16 protein-coding genes are annotated in these 17,968 nt (G+C 43.1%); 7 read left to right on the forward strand and 9 right to left on the reverse strand.

Going from position 1 to position 17,968, the window contains the following annotated elements:
• Nucleotides 1-37 precede the first annotated feature (37 nt).
• Entirely contained in the window at nucleotides 38-802 is a 765-nt protein-coding gene (locus tag J7649_RS12865) for a DUF4184 family protein (RefSeq protein ID WP_219308465.1), read from the reverse strand.
• A gap of 140 nt (nucleotides 803-942) precedes the next feature.
• Between J7649_RS12865 and znuD the strand changes: the two genes are divergently transcribed.
• Nucleotides 943-3,057, forward strand: a complete 2,115-nt coding sequence (gene znuD / locus J7649_RS12870; protein WP_219308467.1) for a zinc piracy TonB-dependent receptor ZnuD — start codon at nucleotides 943-945, stop codon at nucleotides 3,055-3,057.
• 106 nt (nucleotides 3,058-3,163) lie between these two features.
• Nucleotides 3,164-4,627 (forward strand): phospholipase D-like domain-containing protein, encoded by a 1,464-nt coding sequence (locus J7649_RS12875; RefSeq protein WP_219308469.1) that lies wholly within the window; start codon nucleotides 3,164-3,166, stop codon nucleotides 4,625-4,627.
• Nucleotides 4,628-4,711: 84 nt separating this feature from the next.
• Here the strand turns inward: J7649_RS12875 and J7649_RS12880 are convergent, their stop codons facing one another.
• The gene (locus J7649_RS12880) at nucleotides 4,712-5,170 is read right to left on the reverse strand and encodes a hypothetical protein (protein WP_004647495.1); all 459 of its coding nucleotides are present in this window, start codon (nucleotides 5,168-5,170) and stop codon (nucleotides 4,712-4,714) included.
• 180 nt (nucleotides 5,171-5,350) lie between these two features.
• Here J7649_RS12880 and J7649_RS12885 point away from each other — a divergent pair, with 180 nt between their 5' ends.
• Nucleotides 5,351-5,803, forward strand: coding sequence for an RcnB family protein (locus J7649_RS12885; RefSeq protein ID WP_219308471.1), 453 nt, complete (start codon nucleotides 5,351-5,353; stop codon nucleotides 5,801-5,803).
• Nucleotides 5,804-5,923: 120 nt separating this feature from the next.
• Here J7649_RS12885 and J7649_RS12890 read toward each other — a convergent pair whose 3' ends face one another.
• The gene (locus J7649_RS12890; RefSeq protein WP_004278529.1) at nucleotides 5,924-6,910 is read right to left on the reverse strand and encodes an IS110 family RNA-guided transposase; all 987 of its coding nucleotides are present in this window, start codon (nucleotides 6,908-6,910) and stop codon (nucleotides 5,924-5,926) included.
• A gap of 331 nt (nucleotides 6,911-7,241) precedes the next feature.
• Nucleotides 7,242-7,739 (reverse strand): phosphate-starvation-inducible protein PsiE, encoded by a 498-nt coding sequence (locus tag J7649_RS12895; RefSeq protein WP_004647497.1) that lies wholly within the window; start codon nucleotides 7,737-7,739, stop codon nucleotides 7,242-7,244.
• A gap of 173 nt (nucleotides 7,740-7,912) precedes the next feature.
• Here J7649_RS12895 and J7649_RS12900 point away from each other — a divergent pair, with 173 nt between their 5' ends.
• On the forward strand, nucleotides 7,913-8,119 hold the full coding sequence (locus J7649_RS12900) for a hypothetical protein (protein WP_005261855.1): 207 nt from the start codon (nucleotides 7,913-7,915) through the stop codon (nucleotides 8,117-8,119).
• Nucleotides 8,120-8,179: 60 nt separating this feature from the next.
• Here the strand turns inward: J7649_RS12900 and J7649_RS12905 are convergent, their stop codons facing one another.
• The 3 genes from J7649_RS12905 to J7649_RS12915 all read right to left on the reverse strand — a co-directional run bounded on the left by J7649_RS12905 (nucleotide 8,180) and on the right by J7649_RS12915 (nucleotide 12,839).
• Nucleotides 8,180-9,961, reverse strand: a complete 1,782-nt coding sequence (locus tag J7649_RS12905) for an acyl-CoA dehydrogenase C-terminal domain-containing protein (RefSeq protein WP_180038786.1) — start codon at nucleotides 9,959-9,961, stop codon at nucleotides 8,180-8,182.
• A 168-nt stretch (nucleotides 9,962-10,129) separates the two neighbouring features.
• A complete protein-coding gene (locus tag J7649_RS12910; protein ID WP_219308473.1) occupies nucleotides 10,130-11,932 on the reverse strand; it encodes an acyl-CoA dehydrogenase C-terminal domain-containing protein in 1,803 nt (600 codons plus the stop codon).
• Nucleotides 11,933-12,233: 301 nt separating this feature from the next.
• Nucleotides 12,234-12,839, reverse strand: a complete 606-nt coding sequence (locus J7649_RS12915; RefSeq protein ID WP_219308476.1) for a hypothetical protein — start codon at nucleotides 12,837-12,839, stop codon at nucleotides 12,234-12,236.
• A gap of 134 nt (nucleotides 12,840-12,973) precedes the next feature.
• Here J7649_RS12915 and baeS point away from each other — a divergent pair, with 134 nt between their 5' ends.
• From baeS to J7649_RS12930, 3 genes are all read left to right on the forward strand, one after another.
• Nucleotides 12,974-14,626 (forward strand): sensor histidine kinase efflux regulator BaeS, encoded by a 1,653-nt coding sequence (gene baeS, locus J7649_RS12920; protein ID WP_219308478.1) that lies wholly within the window; start codon nucleotides 12,974-12,976, stop codon nucleotides 14,624-14,626.
• 13 nt (nucleotides 14,627-14,639) lie between these two features.
• On the forward strand, nucleotides 14,640-15,326 hold the full coding sequence (locus J7649_RS12925; protein WP_004278304.1) for a response regulator: 687 nt from the start codon (nucleotides 14,640-14,642) through the stop codon (nucleotides 15,324-15,326).
• Between the two features lie 92 nt (nucleotides 15,327-15,418).
• Nucleotides 15,419-15,925, forward strand: coding sequence for a GNAT family N-acetyltransferase (locus J7649_RS12930; RefSeq protein WP_216986540.1), 507 nt, complete (start codon nucleotides 15,419-15,421; stop codon nucleotides 15,923-15,925).
• A 77-nt stretch (nucleotides 15,926-16,002) separates the two neighbouring features.
• Here J7649_RS12930 and J7649_RS12935 read toward each other — a convergent pair whose 3' ends face one another.
• Together J7649_RS12935 and J7649_RS12940 are read right to left on the reverse strand one after the other, a co-directional pair.
• Nucleotides 16,003-16,374, reverse strand: a complete 372-nt coding sequence (locus J7649_RS12935) for an MmcQ/YjbR family DNA-binding protein (RefSeq protein WP_219308480.1) — start codon at nucleotides 16,372-16,374, stop codon at nucleotides 16,003-16,005.
• Between the two features lie 76 nt (nucleotides 16,375-16,450).
• Nucleotides 16,451-17,896 carry a protein adenylyltransferase SelO gene (locus J7649_RS12940; protein WP_219308482.1) on the reverse strand — a complete coding sequence of 482 codons (1,446 nt, stop codon included), beginning with the start codon at nucleotides 17,894-17,896 and terminating at the stop codon, nucleotides 16,451-16,453.
• Nucleotides 17,897-17,968: the final 72 nt, after the last annotated feature.

The raw sequence follows: 17,968 nt of genomic DNA on the forward strand, positions 1-17,968 counted from the left end.
CATTTTAAAGTGAATAGGGGCAAAGCCAGTGCTTTGTTTAACCCATCCTGCGATCTCTATCTAAAAATAAAAACAATAAACAGCCCATACTAAAGGTGATCAAAAAGCCTTGACTAAATTCATTGATCGAGCGACCAGTAAAATAATAGAGGTCTGATTGCCAGACTTCAGTAGAAATATAGCGCGCATAATCCCAGACAGAAAATAGGCCAGTGAATATAGAAAAGAGCAATAAGCCCCAGGCAAACGATTTGATTTTTAGGCTGACTGTAAGATATTGCTGATGAGTTTTATAATAATGCAGGCTCATCCACAGGATAAGAGGCAAGACAATCACTGAGGTGCCAATCTGTAAAATCCGATGCAGCGGATAGCTTTGTCCAAACAACTGAAAATGTTGGGCTAAGACTTCATGGAAGGCAAAAGTTCGAAAATCGACATGGGTTATTCCATCCCAGATTAAATGGGTGGCTGTACCAATGATGACTGCCAGACACATCACCAGGATGAATTTTAGTGCTGAAAGGATATTGTGAATCTTTAAATCATGCTGAATACCGATGAAACGGTAAATCACGGGCCGGTAAATCAGGTACCAGACGGCACAAAAAGCCAAACCAATCCAGAGATCTGGATGAATCAGAGAAGACCATAAATGGGTGATATTCGAATTAGTATGAGTAAACAAGCGATGCAGATCGGGAACCATGCTCCCAATTGCCAGCGCAGCAACAGGAAGTCTATTCCCAGTCAAATATGAAATAGGTGGAGCAAGCACAGCATGCGATAAGGTAAAGGGCATAAAGACAATGTTTTAATGTAATCAAAAGTATTCAAAGGACATTCTAATAAAATATAGCACTGATTATCGTAAAGGATTGCAAAAATAATGAAATGTTATATTATAACATTAATCCAAATTGCTGAATTTGAGCTTCGGTCATGTCCTTTCCTAAAAATCTAATAACATTGTCAATTTTTGCTGTAGTTGCGCCTACAGTATTTGCAGAGCAATCCTCATCTTCTATCCCGGTTCAGACCATGGACACGATTCAGGTGCAAGCTCATCCATTGGTGCAGACTGCAGCAGATTTTGCAGTTGCAGATCATGTCGTGGATCAGAAAGCACTGTCTGAACGCGCCACCACCATTGGTGATGCCTTGGCAGATGAGCTTGGTGTTTATTCTAATCAATATGGTTCAGGCTCAAGCCGTCCGGTGATTCGGGGTCAAGATGGTCCACGTGTGAAAGTGTTGCAGCATGCGTCTGAAACAGCGGATGTATCCACTTTATCTCCTGACCATGCTGTCACCGTTGATCCGATTCTGGCGAAACAGGTCGAAGTGATTCGCGGTCCATCTACATTACTTTATGGCGCTGGTACAGTCGGTGGTCTGGTGAATGTCACTGATCAAAAAATTCCGACCCAGATGCCTGAAGATGGTTTGGAAGGTACAGTCGGCCTGCGTTATAACTCAGGCAGTGATGAAAAACTGGCAAGTGCTGGTGTGACAGCGGGTATTGGTGAAAACTTTGCTTTGCGTGTAGAAGGCTCAAAACGTAAAGCCAATGATTATATTGCACCGGATTATTTTCATGAGCATGATGACGAATTAGAAAAAGAACGTCGTGTGGGCAATACTTTTGCTGAAGGGCAAACAGTCAATATTGGCGGATCATGGATTCATGATCGTGGTTTTGTCGGTCTGTCTTATAGCAACCGTCAGGATCAGTATGGCTTGCCAGGGCATAGTCATGAATATCATGGCTGTGTTTTACATGGCGATCATTTTCATGGTTGTCCAACACCTGACCCAGATGCACCAGTCCATGAAGAGCATGGTGGACCATGGGTAGATTTAAAATCTGAACGCTATGAAGTACGCACCGAACTGGAACAGCCTTTTGCCGGTGTTGAAAAACTACGTGCACATGCCAGCATTACCGATTATGAACACGATGAACTTGAAGAAAATGAAGTGATCAGTAACTTTAAAAGCAAAGGTTATGACGGTCGTTTAGAGTTGGTGCACGTGCCAGTTGCAGGTTGGGAAGGGGTGATCGGAACCCAGATTTCACAGCAAAAAATTAATCTTGCCGCATCAGAGCATGACCATCATGAAGATGGCGATGAGGACGATGAAGAACATCATGTTCATGGTTCAGGGGTCGTGATGCCGGACACAAAAACTGACAAATTCAGTCTTTTTGCTTTAGAACATAAGCAACTTGGCGATGTGCATGTTGAACTTGGTGCGCGTGTCGATCATCAAAAAGTGAAAGTAGATTCGGATCAGAAAGATTATTCGGGGACTGGTGTCTCTGCATCCGCTGCTGCCAACTGGGAATTTGCACCGAACTACAAACTTTCTGTGGTGGGATCTCATCAGCAGCGTTTGCCTTTAGCTCAAGAACTCTATGCTGATGGCTTGCATTTTGCGACCAATACCTATGAACTCGGTAATCCTGATCTCGATAAAGAAACTTCAAATAATCTCGAGTTAGGTCTGCATTATGAAGGGGATAAACTGGATTACCATGTGCATGTCTATCACAACTGGTTTGATGATTATATCTATGACGAAACGGTAGCGCAGAAAGGTAATTTACGTGGCGTGCAATATACCCAAGACAAAGCTAGATTTTATGGTACAGAAGCACAAGCCGGTTATCAGATCAATGATATGTATAAAGTCAGCGTCTTTGGGGACTATGTGCGTGGCAAGATTGAAGCTGAGAATGCACCACGTGTACCTGCAGGTCGCTTAGGCACCAAAGTAGAAGCAGACTTTGCCGATGGCTGGTCAGGTTTGGCTGAGTATTATCATGTCTTTAATCAGGACAAGATCGCCAGCTATGAAGATGAAACCCAAGGCTACAATATGGTGAATGTTGGCCTGAGTTATGCCAATAGCATTGCAGATAACAATGCTTATCGAGTTTATTTCAAGGCCAACAACCTGCTCGATGATCAGGTGTATTCACATACTTCATTCCTGTCTAATATTCCGCAGGTGGGTCGCAACTTTACTGTCGGCGTGCAGTATGATTTCTAACAGGTCTACTGAAATAATCGACCAAATCATCTAGATCTCACTGAAATCTACTTGAAAAATCATAAGATAAAACCTAGCCTGAGTATATTGGGTTAGGTTTTTTCTTATGCGTATCTTTCAACGAATTCACAATAAATTGAACTGGTCGAATCGCCGTTATGCGACTTTGATCATCAGTATGCTGGCCGTGGGTTATCTGGCTTCGGCGATCTACCACACGTATAAGCCTTTGCCAGAAGGTTTGAATTACACGGGCAAGCTGCGTCATGCCGAAGTCAAGTTTCTGGCCGATCAGACTTATCTGGATGCAGAAGGAAAACAGCATTTAGATCATCGCATTTTTAATGAAATGCTGAAGATGATTGCGGAGGCCAAATCGCTGATTGTGCTGGACATGTTTTTATTTAATCAGCAAACCGGTGCATCTATGCAGCAGCATCGGGCATTAAGTCAACAACTGAGCGATGCTTTAATCAGTAAGCGCCTGTTGCAGCCTGAGGTGGAAATCAAATTTATTACCGATCCGATCAATTCAGTTTATGGTGGGATTAGAACCGAGCAGTATCGGGAATTACGTCAGCACGGTATTGATGTCATTGAAACCAATCTGACGCCATTGCGGGCTTCCAATCCAAGCTGGTCGGGCTTCTGGTATATCTGTTGCCAGGGCATTGGCAATAATCCGGAAACAGGCTGGTTGCCGAATCCGTTTGGAACAGAAAAAATTACCCTGCGCAGTTATTTTGATTTGTTTAACTTTAAAGCCAATCATCGCAAAACCATGGTGGTGGATACTGATCAAGGCTGGAAAGCACTGGTCACGTCCATGAACCCGCATGATGGCAGTTCACAGCATTCCAATATTGGTTTATTGGTCTGGGGGAGCACAGCTGTGGATATTTTGAAAACAGAACTGTCTGTGGGCATGATGTCACAAGCGAATATGCCAGCCATTGTCGCTGGGGATTTTCAGGCAGATAGTAGCCAGCCACAAGCTCAGGTGCTGACTGAAAAAGCCATTTATGATGCGATTCTGAATCTGATTCAGACCGCGAAAGCCAGTGAACAGATTGATCTGGCAATGTTTTATCTGTCTGAGCGAAAAATTATCAAAAGTCTGATAGCGGCCCATGAACGTGGTGTCAAAGTCCGGATTTTACTCGACCCAAATAAAGATGCCTTTGGCCGTGAAAAGAATGGAATTCCAAATCGGCAGGTGGCTTCAGAATTGCACGAAGCGGGTATAAATGTACGTTGGTGTCATACTCAGGGTGAGCAATGTCATAGCAAGATCCTAATGAAGCGCAATGCTCAGCAAGCTGAAATGATTTTAGGTTCGGCCAATTTTACGGTACGCAATTTGAAAAACTATAATCTGGAAACTAATATGCGCGTGGTGGGTCAGCCTCAGGCCGAAGTCTTCCGGGATGCCCAGCAATATTTTGAGGGTGCATGGTCAAATCTAAATGGCCGTTCGATGAGCGTAGATTACACTCAATATGCAGAAAACTCATTCTTTAAATATTGGCTGTATCGTTTTATGGAATGGAGCGGCTGGTCGACGTTTTAATTTTAAATCCCTCCTGACCTCCCTTTTTAAAAAGGGAGGAAAGTCCCTCTTTGAAAAAGAGGGAGTTAGGGAGATTTTTTATTATCAGCTTTTTGATTCTGGATTCGGCGGAACCAGCTGATCCAGCTCTTTATCCGTTAATTCATCCAGCTCAGAAATATCGGTTTTAATTTTCCATTGCGCTTCATCATCAACCGGATTTGGTAAACGCGCTTCTAACCAGTCACAAACTACATCGGGTGGGAAATCTGCGTGATTACACTGGATCACCCAAGACAGGAAATCTTTGGCTACACCATTCATATATGGCGGTGGCGAAACTGGAAGGAACTGAGTTGGGAGACGTTCATTTTTAGAAATATAATTCAGGACATGACCTAATTCTTGCACAGTTTGCCAAGCCAGCGGATGATCGACATTGATCTGAAACTTAAACCACCATGCCTGTTTGCCATCTGAACCATAGCTATCAATCCGTTCTTTCTGAACACTCGGCACTTTAGAAAAATATTCATGTAAACGATCGAAATTTAAATCAGACACAGTATTCAACTCGAAACATTAAAAAAAGTAATTTTAGCATAAAGCAGTAGCTTGCCGACGTGCCTGTCAGATTGAAAATAGGCAAGCGCATTACAAAAAATTGCAGCTCCAACGAGCTTATCCATATTTTCTGCATCTATTTTGTTTAAAATATAAGCAGATTATTCGGAGGAAGCTCAAATGAGAATCGTACTATCGAGTGCAATATTCGCTGCTTTGCTATTGGGGGCTTCTGCACAGACGATGGCTGGCAATGCCTGGGTGGGTTATGGTGGTGTAGACCGATCTGTACCGAATTATCGCAGCGCACCACGATCTTATGATCCACCACGGCAGCATTATCCGCAACGTCCACTGCCACCGCGACCACATTACCCGCAACGACCACCACATTGGGGTTATCCGCCTGCGCAGAGTCAAAGTGGATTAAATATTCAGTATCAGGCACCGACCACCATTTATCAAAATTCGAATAGTTATAGGTGGGTCAATGGTGATCCGAATGTTGCCCGGATTGAAAGTTCGAGATATACGGTAATTACCGATTGGCAGCGTTTAGGACTACCAGCACCGCCACGTGGCAGCTACTGGATTTATGAAAACGGACGCTATGTACTGATGCCGAATCGTTAAACTGCTTTAAATTCTGAACGAATAATTCAGTAATAAGCGTAAATAACTAAAAAGACCAAAATAGTTCCCTCTCCTGTGAGGAGATGAGATACCGTCTTGGTAGTCAATCAGGTTTTGAGATTATTCGACCAATAAATAATCTCTTTGATAGGCAGTCTGATGTTTTAAAACGCCATAACACAGATGTATAAGCTTGCGCATTGCAGCACCTAAAGCACACATTTTATTTTTACCCTGGCTTAATAATCGTTGATATAAAGCTTCAATGTGTGGATTATATTTAATCGCTGTTAATGCTGACATATACAATACTGAGCGTATTTTACTGTCACCTGCTTTTGATAAGTGACTTTGCTTGTTGACTGAACTGCCAGACAACTGATGTACTGGAACCAAACCTACATATGCAGCAGCTTGACTTGCTTTTTCAAACTTGTGCGAATGAAATAACCCCAACAGTAATAAGCCTGATCGTTCACCGATTGAAGGAATAGTTTGCAGTAATTTCAAATCCTGTTTCAATGTTGGATCTTGATCTATGTGATTATTTATTAACTTATCAATATGTTCAAGTTGCTGATTTAAATACTCAATATTCTCTTCAAGTAATTTAATCACAACAACGGAGGTATGAGTGGACTGCGCCTTTTCAAGTCGATTCTTTTCCTGCAATAGACTACCTAGATAGACATCTCGTCTGCCTAGTAAAGCTTTTAATAATCTGACATTTTCAGGTTCAGGCTGCCATATGATTAACTTTGCGGTGTAACCATAACGTGAAAGAGCTTCACTATCAGCTTTATCCGTTTTATTTAGCATGGACATGCCTTTGGCAAAGGCTCTTACTCGTGAAGGATTAGCCACACAAACCTTTACACCTGCATCATATAGATAATATCCCAAATTCTCATGATAAACCGAAGTCGCTTCCATGATTGCTGTCACTTGATCAGGTTCAATTTTAAGAGTGATGAGCCATTTGAGCAGACTGCCAAAGCCACTTTCTGTATTAGTAAATATTTTATTTTTTCTTTTTCCAGTCAAACCTTGAGGGAAAATGCAACAATCTATTTTGGTTTTACTGACATCAATACCTAGCATAATCATGGTGATATTCCTTGAGTTTAAGCTATGATTTTTATCCCATTAACCATCATCTTACCTTGTGAATACAGCATCAAACTGCTTAGTTACCGTTCAGAGTTGTATGAGGGATAAGGGCAAATTGTAGGTTTTATCTCAGGTTCAAATTTAAGATTTTAGCAGCACTCCAAACTCTACAATTTGCGTATAGTGGTAGCTAATCACTATATCAATCAAGATACAAGTAGCACTGCTACGCAAGGGAGAGGTTGCTTGAGATAAATAGTCCTAAACCCTGAACGAGGCTTAAGTATTACTTTAAGCTGAAGTGCAAAAAAAAAGAGGGCTTAAAAGACTAGGCCAATTCATCATCTTCTGGGCGCGGTGTTTTACCGAGTGGCAATGGCTTTTCACTATGTTTGTCACGGATCACGGATGGATAGGTCCATGAGGCATAGCGCACCACTAATATCGCAAAGGCCAGAATCAGAATCGAACCGGTAATAATCACCAGATCCATGCTGGCTTTATGCGTGTGTTGAATATCTGCAATCAGCAAACGGGTCAGTGCAGTAATGGCAATATAAATCAGGAAACGTACTGGCATATGGTTGGTTTTAAAATAGATGCCGACCATGGCACCCAGTTCCAGATAAATAAACAACAGAAGAATGTCGTCAATGGTGGCGAACTGTTTGACGGTCAGAATGTCGATGACCGTATGGCCAGCAGACCAGATCACCATACAGCCAATAATAAACAGCGCAATATAATGAAAGCTTTCTACAGCAAGATTACCAAGACGGTCGAGGAGCGCTTCAAATTTTTCAATTTTCGGACGTGATTTAGACATATTATCCTCCTGATTTTTCATGTGAAATAAAGATAGTTACAGAATAGCGTGCAAAGATCATGCACAGAATGATTGAATGAAAAATAAAGATTAAATTATTTGAACTTTTGCGCTTATTTTAGACTAAATTGCTATATTGTATGGGTGGTACATTGAATAAATAGGAGAAAAAAGTGTTAGATAAAATTCAAACAAAAATTAGCCAATTAGAAGCCGGAAAAAAATTAATCCTCGGCGTAGGCATTAAGGCTGAAGATATGCAAAAGGTGGTGGAGCTCTGCGAGTCTTTAGAGTCAGAGGGGAATATCAAAATTGTGAATAAACATTCGAATCCGAAAAGCAATAATCAGACGGATACCTTGCTAATTCAAAAAGTTTAATTGTTGCATTTTCATAAAAAACGCCTGCTGATGCAGGCGTTTTTATTGCAGATTTTTAGCTTAAGCTTGAGTCGTGAAATAATCTTCAGAGAAGTTCATGATGACGTCAGAACCTGATTTCACTTTAGTAATGCGTAATGCCAGTTCAGGCAGAATGCGTTGTACAAAGTAACGTGCCAGAGCGATTTTATTTTGATAGAACTCACCGTCTTTATTTTTCGCTGCATTGGTAATGCGCGCGAACATATAAGAGAAGCTCAACAGACCTACAGCGTGCAGATAGTCAACTGCGGTTGCATTCGGGAAGTCATGGCTTTCTCGTGCTGCTTCCAGAATGTACTGAGTCACCGATTCAACTTCAGTTGCTGCATCCAGTGTGGCATCTTTAATAAAGTTTAGATCCGCATCCAGACTATTGGCAAAGTCACGGATTTCAGAGATATATTCAGAGATATATTCGCCGCCACATTTAATGGTTTTGCGGCCGATCAAGTCTTGTGACTGTACACCGTTGGTGCCTTCATAGATCTGGGAAATACGTAGGTCACGGATACATTGCTCCAAGCCCCATTCACGGATATAGCCATGACCACCGAAGACCATTTGTGCATCTAGGGTCGCCTGGAATGCGGTATCCGTTAAATACGCTTTCGCGATTGGTGTTAATAGCGCAACACGGTCATTGGCTTTTTTCACCGCTTCAGGATCAGTAGAGAATTTGGTGATATCCAACTGTTGACCTACATACACGGCGAATGCACGTGAAGCTTCATTATTGGCACGTACATTCAGCAGCATACGGCGTACATCACCATGCACTAGAATACTGTCCGCAGGTTTGTTTGGTGATTGAACGCCAGCCGCGCTGCGACCCTGTAAACGGTCTGTCGCATATTGCGCAGCGTTTTGATAAGCGAATTCAGAAGCACCTAGGCCTTGGATACCCATCGACAGACGTTCATAGTTCATCATCACGAACATTGCAGCGAGACCTTCATTTTCTTTACCAACGAGGTAACCTTTCGCACCGTCAAAGTTCATTACACAGGTTGCTGATGCCTTGATTCCCATCTTGTGTTCGATTGAACCTGGGCCGACCGGATTACGCTCGCCGATAGAACCATCTTCATTGACCAAGAATTTCGGTACGATGAACAGGGAAATACCACGAGAGCCAGCAGGGGCATCTGGGGTTTTCGCTAGAACGAGGTGAATAATATTTTCCGCCAGGTCATGATCACCACCCGTGATGAAAATCTTGGTGCCGCTGATGCTATAAGTGCCGTCTTCGTTACGTTCAGCTTTGGTTTTGATAATACCCAGATCAGTACCGGCATGTGGTTCGGTTAAGCACATGGTGCCTGACCACTCACCTGAATAAATTTTAGGTAAATAGGTTTCTTTTTGTGCTTGTGAAGCATAGCTGTTCAGCGCCATGCCCGCACCAACAGAAAGCAATGGATACAGCATGAAAGACGGGTTGGTGGCAAACAGCATTTCATCAGAAAGTACCGTTAGCATTTTCGGCATTTCCTGGCCGCCCCATTCCATATCTGCGCCCAGACCAATCCAGCCACCTTCTGCATATTGTTTGAACGCTTCTTTAAAGCCAGCAGGTGTGGTCACATTACCATTTTCAATTTTTGCGCCTTCTTCATCGCCGGTACGGTTCAGAGGAAGCATGACGTTTTGAGAAAATTTTGCCATTTCTTCAAGAATCGCTTCTGCTGTCGCAGCATCCAGATGCGCTAGATTTTCATTGGCCTGCCAGAACTGTTCTGCATTGAAGACATCGTTCAGGATGAATTTCATATCGGCAAGTGGCGCGTTATAAATTGGCATGGTGTGTCACCTGTTTATTGTTTGATTAAATGAGTTTTAATCAGTCTAAAACACTCAAAATCTGAATGTTAGACGACTAAAGGTTAATTCTGTAACTCTTTATAAAGAAAAAGGACTGCCTGTTGATTGACCGTCCTTTTTCTATAATGCAGTTAGAATGACACTAACTTAGAATGCAAAGTGTTCCGCATCCAGGTTCATTAGTGGATCTAAACCTGTTGCGATCACGTCAACATGTGAACGAACGCGTGGCAGGATCTTCTTGAAGTAGAAACGTGCTGTGGTCACTTTGGCATTGTAGAAATCAACCTCAGTGGTGCCCGCAGCCAGTTGCTCTTGAGCAACCAATGCCATACGTGCCCATAGGAAAGCAAGCGTTACATAACCAGAGAAGTACAGGTAATCGACTGCAGCCGCACCCACTTCTTCAGGGTTTTGCATCGCGCGCATACCAATCTGCATGGTCAGGTCGCCCCATTCTTTGTTCAAGGCAGCCAATGGTTCAACGAATTCTTTCATTGCAGCATTGTCTTTGTGCGCTTCAGCAAATTTATGGATGATCTTGGTGAAGTCTTTCAACATTGCACCTTGCGTACCCAATACTTTACGGCCTAACAAGTCTAGTGCCTGAATTTCAGTGGTACCTTCGTACAAGCAGGCAATACGTGTATCACGTACGATTTGCTCCATGCCGTGCTCAGAAATAAAGCCGTGACCACCAAATACCTGTACACCGTGTTTCGCAGCTTCAGAACCGGTTTCAGTCAGGAACGCTTTTGCGATTGGTGTTAGCAATGACAGGATGTTGTCTGCAAATTTACGGTCAGCTTCTTCTGCAGCATGTTCAACCACGTCAGCATATTGTGCTAACAGGTAAACCAGTGCACGACCACCTTCTGCATATGCTTTTTGAGTTAAAAGCATGTTACGTACCGCAGGATGCACAATAATTGGATCTGCTTCTTTTTCAGGTGCTTTAGGACCACTTAAAGAACGCATTGCCAGACGGTCTTTTGCGTATGCGAGTGCACCTTGGAATGAACCTTCAGATGCTGCAAGACCTTGAACTGCTGTACCGATACGTGCTGTGTTCATGAACGTGAACATGCAGTTCAGGCCGCGGTTTTCAGGTCCAATCAGGAAGCCTTTAGCATTGTCAAAGTTGATGACACAAGTCGCGTTACCGTGGATACCCATCTTATGTTCGATCGAACCACAACGTACACCGTTACGCTCGCCAATCGAACCGTCAGCATTCAGATTGAATTTTGGCACGATGAATAATGAGATACCTTTGGTACCTTTCGGTGCACCTGGCAGACGAGCAAGTACGATATGGATAATGTTCTCTGCCATGTCGTGTTCACCAGCAGAGATAAAGATCTTCTCGCCAGAGATTGCGTAGCTACCGTCCGCTTGTGGTTCAGCTTTAGTACGGATAATACCCAAGTCAGAACCCGCATGAGATTCAGTTAAGCACATGGTACCCGTCCATTCACCTGAAACCAGTTTAGGCAGGTAAGCGTCTTTTTGTTCAGCTGAACCATGATGTTCTAAAGTACGAACCGCACCGTGAGACAGGCCAGGGTACATGCCCCATGCCCAGTTCGCAGTACCCACCATTTCAGAAATCGCGATACCTAAAGAGTTCGGTAAGCCTTGACCGCCGTATTGTTCTTCAGCAGAAAGAGAAGGGAAGCCAAGCTCGATGTATTTTTGGTACGCTTCTTTAAAGCCAGTCGGAGTCGTAACAACGCCGTCATTCCAGGTACAGCCTTCACGGTCACCGGTCTGGTTGATCGGAGACAATTCGTTTTCACAGAAGTCGGCCGCAGCTTCTAAGTACTGATCTACTAGCTCACGGCTTACGTTTTCTTGGAATGCAGGGAGATTTGCATAGTGTTGTTCAGCATTTAATAATTCATGCAACACAAATTGCATATCACGTAAAGGCGCTTTGTATTGTGGCATATCGGTTTCCTCAATACTGGTTGAACCAGCGTTATAATCTTAGATGAACTAAAACCTGTCTTCACTGACACGGTTTGGAATGATCTAATCGTGCAACAACTTCCCCTGCGGTACAAGCTTTTCGGGGTGTTTTCTTGGTGACTGTAAAGTCAAAGATTAATCTGCATGACGCATTAAAGGTCTTGAGTATAAAGACTTTAGCCATATTCTGCAGGAAACGAATAGTCAACTGTATGCATGAAAGAGCACGCAATAAAAAAGCACCCGAAGGTGCTAGTCGTGAAGCCTTGATTCCTATGCATTAATAGGTAGAGGCTGTGGGCTGGAAACGGACATGACATTTGCCATTGATAGTTTGTTCGCTCATCTTGATCTGTGCAGCAGTCCCGTCTTTTTTGCCTTGACAGGCTTGCAGCATGGCTCGTTGATGTGCCTGATGTTGAGCGAGGCGCTGATCAAACTGTTTGGTTAATTCTGCACGTTTGGCATCCGTCAAGACTTCACCGTGCATCATGCCTCTACGCATATCGGCACGCATTGGATGATGTTCAGCTTTCATGCCACGATGTTCATCGCGATGGCTTTTCATCTCTTTACGATCTGCTTTAAAGACCATCTTGCAGGTGCCGTCTATAGTCTTGTCACCAGTCTTGATTTGAACGGCCGAGCCCACAGCTTTATTGTCGCAGGCTTGTTGAAGCTGTTTAGCAAACTGCATGCGTTCTGCACGTTTTGCCTTTAACTGTTCACGCTGTTCGGGAGTTAGATGCTGTTTTTTGCCTTCATGATGTTTCATCATGTGGGAATGATCATTGTTTGGGACATTGCTGGTGGATTGACAGGCAGTCAACGCACCCATTGATAAAACACTTGCACTGATTAAAGCTATTTTTGTCATGGCTTGCATTGTATTTATCCTGTCAAGAAGCTGATTCTATGTTAGATAAAGATTAAACAATAAAGATGAAGAAACAATGAAGAGTTTTTTGCTTCGGTGTTCGCTACAATAATGAATATAGAAGAAAAATTGAGATTTTAGTTTTGAACATTCGCCGTATTCCCATTGCATTACGTCTATTTTTGACCGTGCTGTTGACCACGCTGGTCATTACCACGGTGAGCCTAGGTGTATTGCATCTGAATATGCAGCGTAATTTCGCCCGCTATGTCGCTGATGTCGAAATGCAGAAGCTGGATTATGTGATTGAAAATCTGGCAGATGTCTATGCAGTTTATCAGGACTGGGGCAATGCGATTCAGGCACAGATTCTCCAGATGGAAGGTGAAGCCGCACCAGATGATTATGACCGATTATCACGCTGGTGGCTGCGCCGTCAGTATGATATTGCCTTGCAGCAGCGTTATTTTCAAGAACAGACCCTGGCTCAAGTGGCACCGAGTATGGTGGATCCACAGTTGCCACAACGTCAGGTCAATGAAGAAGAATTACGTTTGCTGGCCTCTAATTTGCCCTCCCAGTTTCAGCCTTTTGAAGGCTTGAAATTCCCGCTCAGTTCTAATCAGAATCTGTTTAGAACTGATCGCAAAAATGGTGAGCAGCCAGCACAGCAACCGACTGGCAAGAAACAGTTTATCCAGATGCCGGACCGTCTTGGTCTCAGTTCACGTCTCTCCCTGTATGATGCAAAACGTCGTTTCGTAGTGGGTGAGGCTTCAGATGAACAGATTTCTTATCGCCCGATTATGGTGAATAATCAGATTGTCGGCTATTTGGGCTTAAAACCGGTTCTGGATCAGGATGATGCCTTAAGTATCAATTTCTTTAGTAACCAGAAGCGTTATTTATTTCTGGTCTATGCACTCAGTATTTTGGCGAGTCTGATTGCTTCCCTGTTATTGGCAACTTATTTCAAAAAGCCGATTCAACGTCTGCTCAATGGTACACGTGCCTTGACTCAGGGGAATTATCAGTATCAGGTTAAAGTAAACCGGAATGATGAACTAGGTGATTTATCCAATGAATTAAATGCATTGGCGGTGATTCTGGATCAGCATGAAACCTCGCGCCGTCAGTGGGTGGCAGATACTTCGCATGAGTTGAAAACGCCACTAGCAGTCTTACAGGCACAGATTGAAGCGATGCAGGACGGGATTCGTAAACCAACGCCTGAACATTTTGCGTCCATGCTGGCGCAGGTAAACAGCCTGAAAAAACTGACCCAAGATCTGGCCGCGCTGGCACAGGTCGATGCCCAGCAATTGCAATTTTATTTCTCCTCGGTAAATCCGTGGGAGGTGGTGCAGCAGGAACTCATCAACTTCCAGCCGAAATTTGAGCAAGCTGAATTGACGGTTACTGCAGATGGCGAAGGGACTGAGTTAAATCTGGATCTGGATCGTTTTAAACAGATTGTGGCGAACTTGCTCAGTAACAGTATTCGCTATACTGAAGCAGGCGGGCAGGTGCATATTCACACCACGCAAGATGATAAAGAATGGACCTTATATATCGATGATAGTCCATTTGGCCTGACTGATGAACAACTGGCGCGTATTGGTGAACGTTTCTACCGTGTCGATGATTCGCGTACCCGGGCGACTGGCGGAACCGGACTGGGTTTGGCATTATCATGTAAAATTACGCAGGCGCTGGGCGGCAGCTTAAGCTTTGCACATTCACCACTGGGTGGTTTACGATGCAAGCTGAGCTTTCCTAAACAAGTGAAACCATAAAGGAAATATATTGATGAAACATGTCATGCTGGTTGAAGATGAAATCGAACTTGCACAGTTGGTGCGAGACTATCTGGAAGCTGCTGGTTTTGAGGTCAGTATGTTTCATGATGGGCAGGAAGCATATAACAGTTTTACCCAGCGTAAACCGAGTCTGATGATTCTGGACTTGATGGTGCCGCGTATGGACGGCCTGACCATTTGCCGTAAAGTACGTGAACAGTCGGATTTACCGATTATTATGGTGACTGCACGTACTGAAGAAATTGACCGGGTATTGGGTCTGAATATGGGTGCAGATGATTATCTCTGTAAACCGTTTAGCCCGAAGGAACTGGTCGCGCGTGTACAGGCTGTGTTACGTCGTCTGGATCGTAAATCAGAACCGGAAAGCAATGATTTATTCCGCATGGACAAATCACAACAGCGCATCTGGTACCAGCAAAAAGCCTTGAATTTAACGCCAACTGAATTCCGTTTGCTGGAGTTATTCCTGGAACATGTCGGACAGGTATATTCACGTGCGCAATTGCTGGATCATATTAATCCGGATAGTTTTGATGTGGCTGACCGTGTGATTGACAGTCATATCAAGAATTTACGCCGCAAGATTTCAGATGCGGCTGAAACCGGTAACCGTCATGAGTGGATTCAGGCGGTGTATGGGGTCGGTTACCGTTTTGAATATCCTGAAGACTGATTAAGTTTTTAATGTTTAAGAGAAGCGAATAGGTGAGAACTTATTCGCTTTTTTTATATCTGAAAATGATAAATATAAGAGGGCTAAAAATAATGAATATCATGATTCGAGACGAGCAAATAAATGACATTCAGGCAATTGAAGAATTAACAAAAGCCGCTTTTAAAAACATTGAATATTCAAGTCATACTGAACATTTTATTATCAATGTATTAAGGGAAAATCATCAATTGACATTATCGTTAGTCGCTCTTGAAAATAATATTGTTGTTGGGCATATTGCCGTGTCTCCCGTATCAATGTCTTCGGGTGCAGCAGGGTGGTTTGGATTAGGCCCTATTTCAGTTTTGCCTCATTATCAAGGTTTAGGCATTGGTTCAAGGCTTATACATGCAGCATTGGACAGACTGAAAGCATTGAATGCAAAAGGCTGTGTGCTATTAGGCGATCCTAAGTATTATGCTCGTTTTGGTTTTCAACCCATTGCCGATTTAATTTTGGAAAATGTACTAGCTGAATATTTTCAAGCGATCAGTTTTGATGGGGCTTTTCCGAAAGCCCAGGTATTTTATGATGAAGCATTTAATGCAACTAAATAACTGACGATATATTGAATAATTCTGATAATGGATCTTAAAATTTTTATATACATCATTCCTATAAACAAGGTAAAAACCTATCGTACTGTTTTAAGTAGCTCAATTCGCTGCCGATCGACTTTTTTTAACTTTAATAGTATTAACTCATAAGAATTCAGCACTAAATCTTCAATCAAAGCTTCGTCCAGATTTTCATCCTCATAAACTGAAACCCAGTGCTGTTTATTCATATGCCAACCAGCACGAATATAGGGATAAATATCCCGCAGCATTGCACCGTGATCAGGCTCAACTTTTAAATTAATGACAGCTTTGCCTTGCAAATGAAAAGTCAGCATAAAGACTTTATCCATAACTTTAAATACATCACAACCCTCACCAAAAGGCTGAGTGACAGTGACCTCAGGCAGTTTTAAAGCAGCTTGGGCAGCAAGAGTATGTAAGGTCATAAGCTATGGATAAATCATCATAAAACTGTGAATAATGTTTAAATTATCCACAGTTTTTATTTTGGATGTGAATAAATTAAGAAGAACAGCTGACCATTACTTCTGGCACGTCACTTGGCAATGGTGCTAAATCTTCAGGCTGTTCCAGATCTGGCTGTTTCTGATAAGGCTGACTCAATAATTTAAACAGGCGGTCTACTTCAGAAAAATCATCCCGCTCTGCTAGTTCAATGGCTTTCTGTGCCATATGATTCCGCAGAATATAATGCGGATTGGCCAATTGCATGGCGGCATCCAATTCTTCTATATCCTGGTGTTCACGGATAGATCCATATTGCGCCAGGAATGCTTCAAACTGGCGTCGGTCCAGACAATCATCTTTAATGGCTTCATAGTCTTTATTTTGCAGACGGATAAAACTCTGGGTGTAGTCCAGTTGTTCACTTTGCAAAATTCGCAGAAAGGCCATTGCGCAGTCAAAACTGTCTTTATGGAAACTTGGCAAGCCCATTTTCTGGTTTAAACCATGTTTATAATGTTCCAAGAAGGTTGGCTCATAGTGCTCCAGACATGCAGCTAAATCCTGTTTCCATTGTTCTTTGTCATAATCGGTAGGGCAGAGCGGCACCAGATTATTTAACCATTGCCATAAATTCCAATGCCCAATACTCGGCTGCTGCTGATAGGTATAACGACCTTGATAATCCGAGTGGTTATTGATCCAATTCGGACGGAAGCGCTCCATAAAGCCATAAGGACCAAAGTCCAAAGTTGAACCGGTAATATTCAGGTTGTCGGTATTCATCACGCCATGTGCAAAACCAACCAGTTGCCATTTGGCAATCATCACCGCAGTGCGCTGAATAACTTTTGTGGCAAAGCTCAGAATCGGCTGTTCGGCTTGCAGGCATTCTGGATAATGCCATTCGATACATTTCTGGGTAAATTCAGCTAGTAGATCTGGCTGATACTGATTGATCCATTCAAAATGGCCGAAACGGATATGACAGTCTGAAGTACGCAACATCATCGCGCCCGGCTCTAGCTTCTCACGCTGAATACCTTGGATTGATGAAGTAAAACCAACTGCATTACTGGATGCTACACCTAAAGCATTTAAGGCATGACCTGCCAGATACTCACGAATGACTGAACGCAGTACTGCACGACCATCGCCCATGCGTGAATAAGGGGTTGCACCAGCACCTTTTAAATGCAGGTCAATGGTCTGATTATTTTTATCCAGAATTTGCGCAATCAACAACCCGCGACCATCTCCCAACTGTCCTGCCCATTGTCCAAACTGATGACCTGCATAGGCCATAGCTAAAGGTTCAAACTCAGCAAAGACTTTCTGACCGCTACAAATCTCGACCCATTGCGCCTTGTCTTCGTCCGACCATTGCAGCTGTTCTGCCAATGCTGCATTAAAATGTCCGGCTTTTGCACCTTTTAATGGAAGCGGAATTTGATGGTGATAGAGGCGAGCAGGTAGTGTTTGATAGCGAGAGTTAAAATACATGGCATCGGTACAGGATTGGAATAAATTTACTATAACAAAGATAGATGTATAAAACTGTTGTATAAGCGAGAG

It is taken from the genome of Acinetobacter lwoffii (assembly GCF_019343495.1).
GTDB lineage: Bacteria > Pseudomonadota > Gammaproteobacteria > Pseudomonadales > Moraxellaceae > Acinetobacter > Acinetobacter lwoffii_P.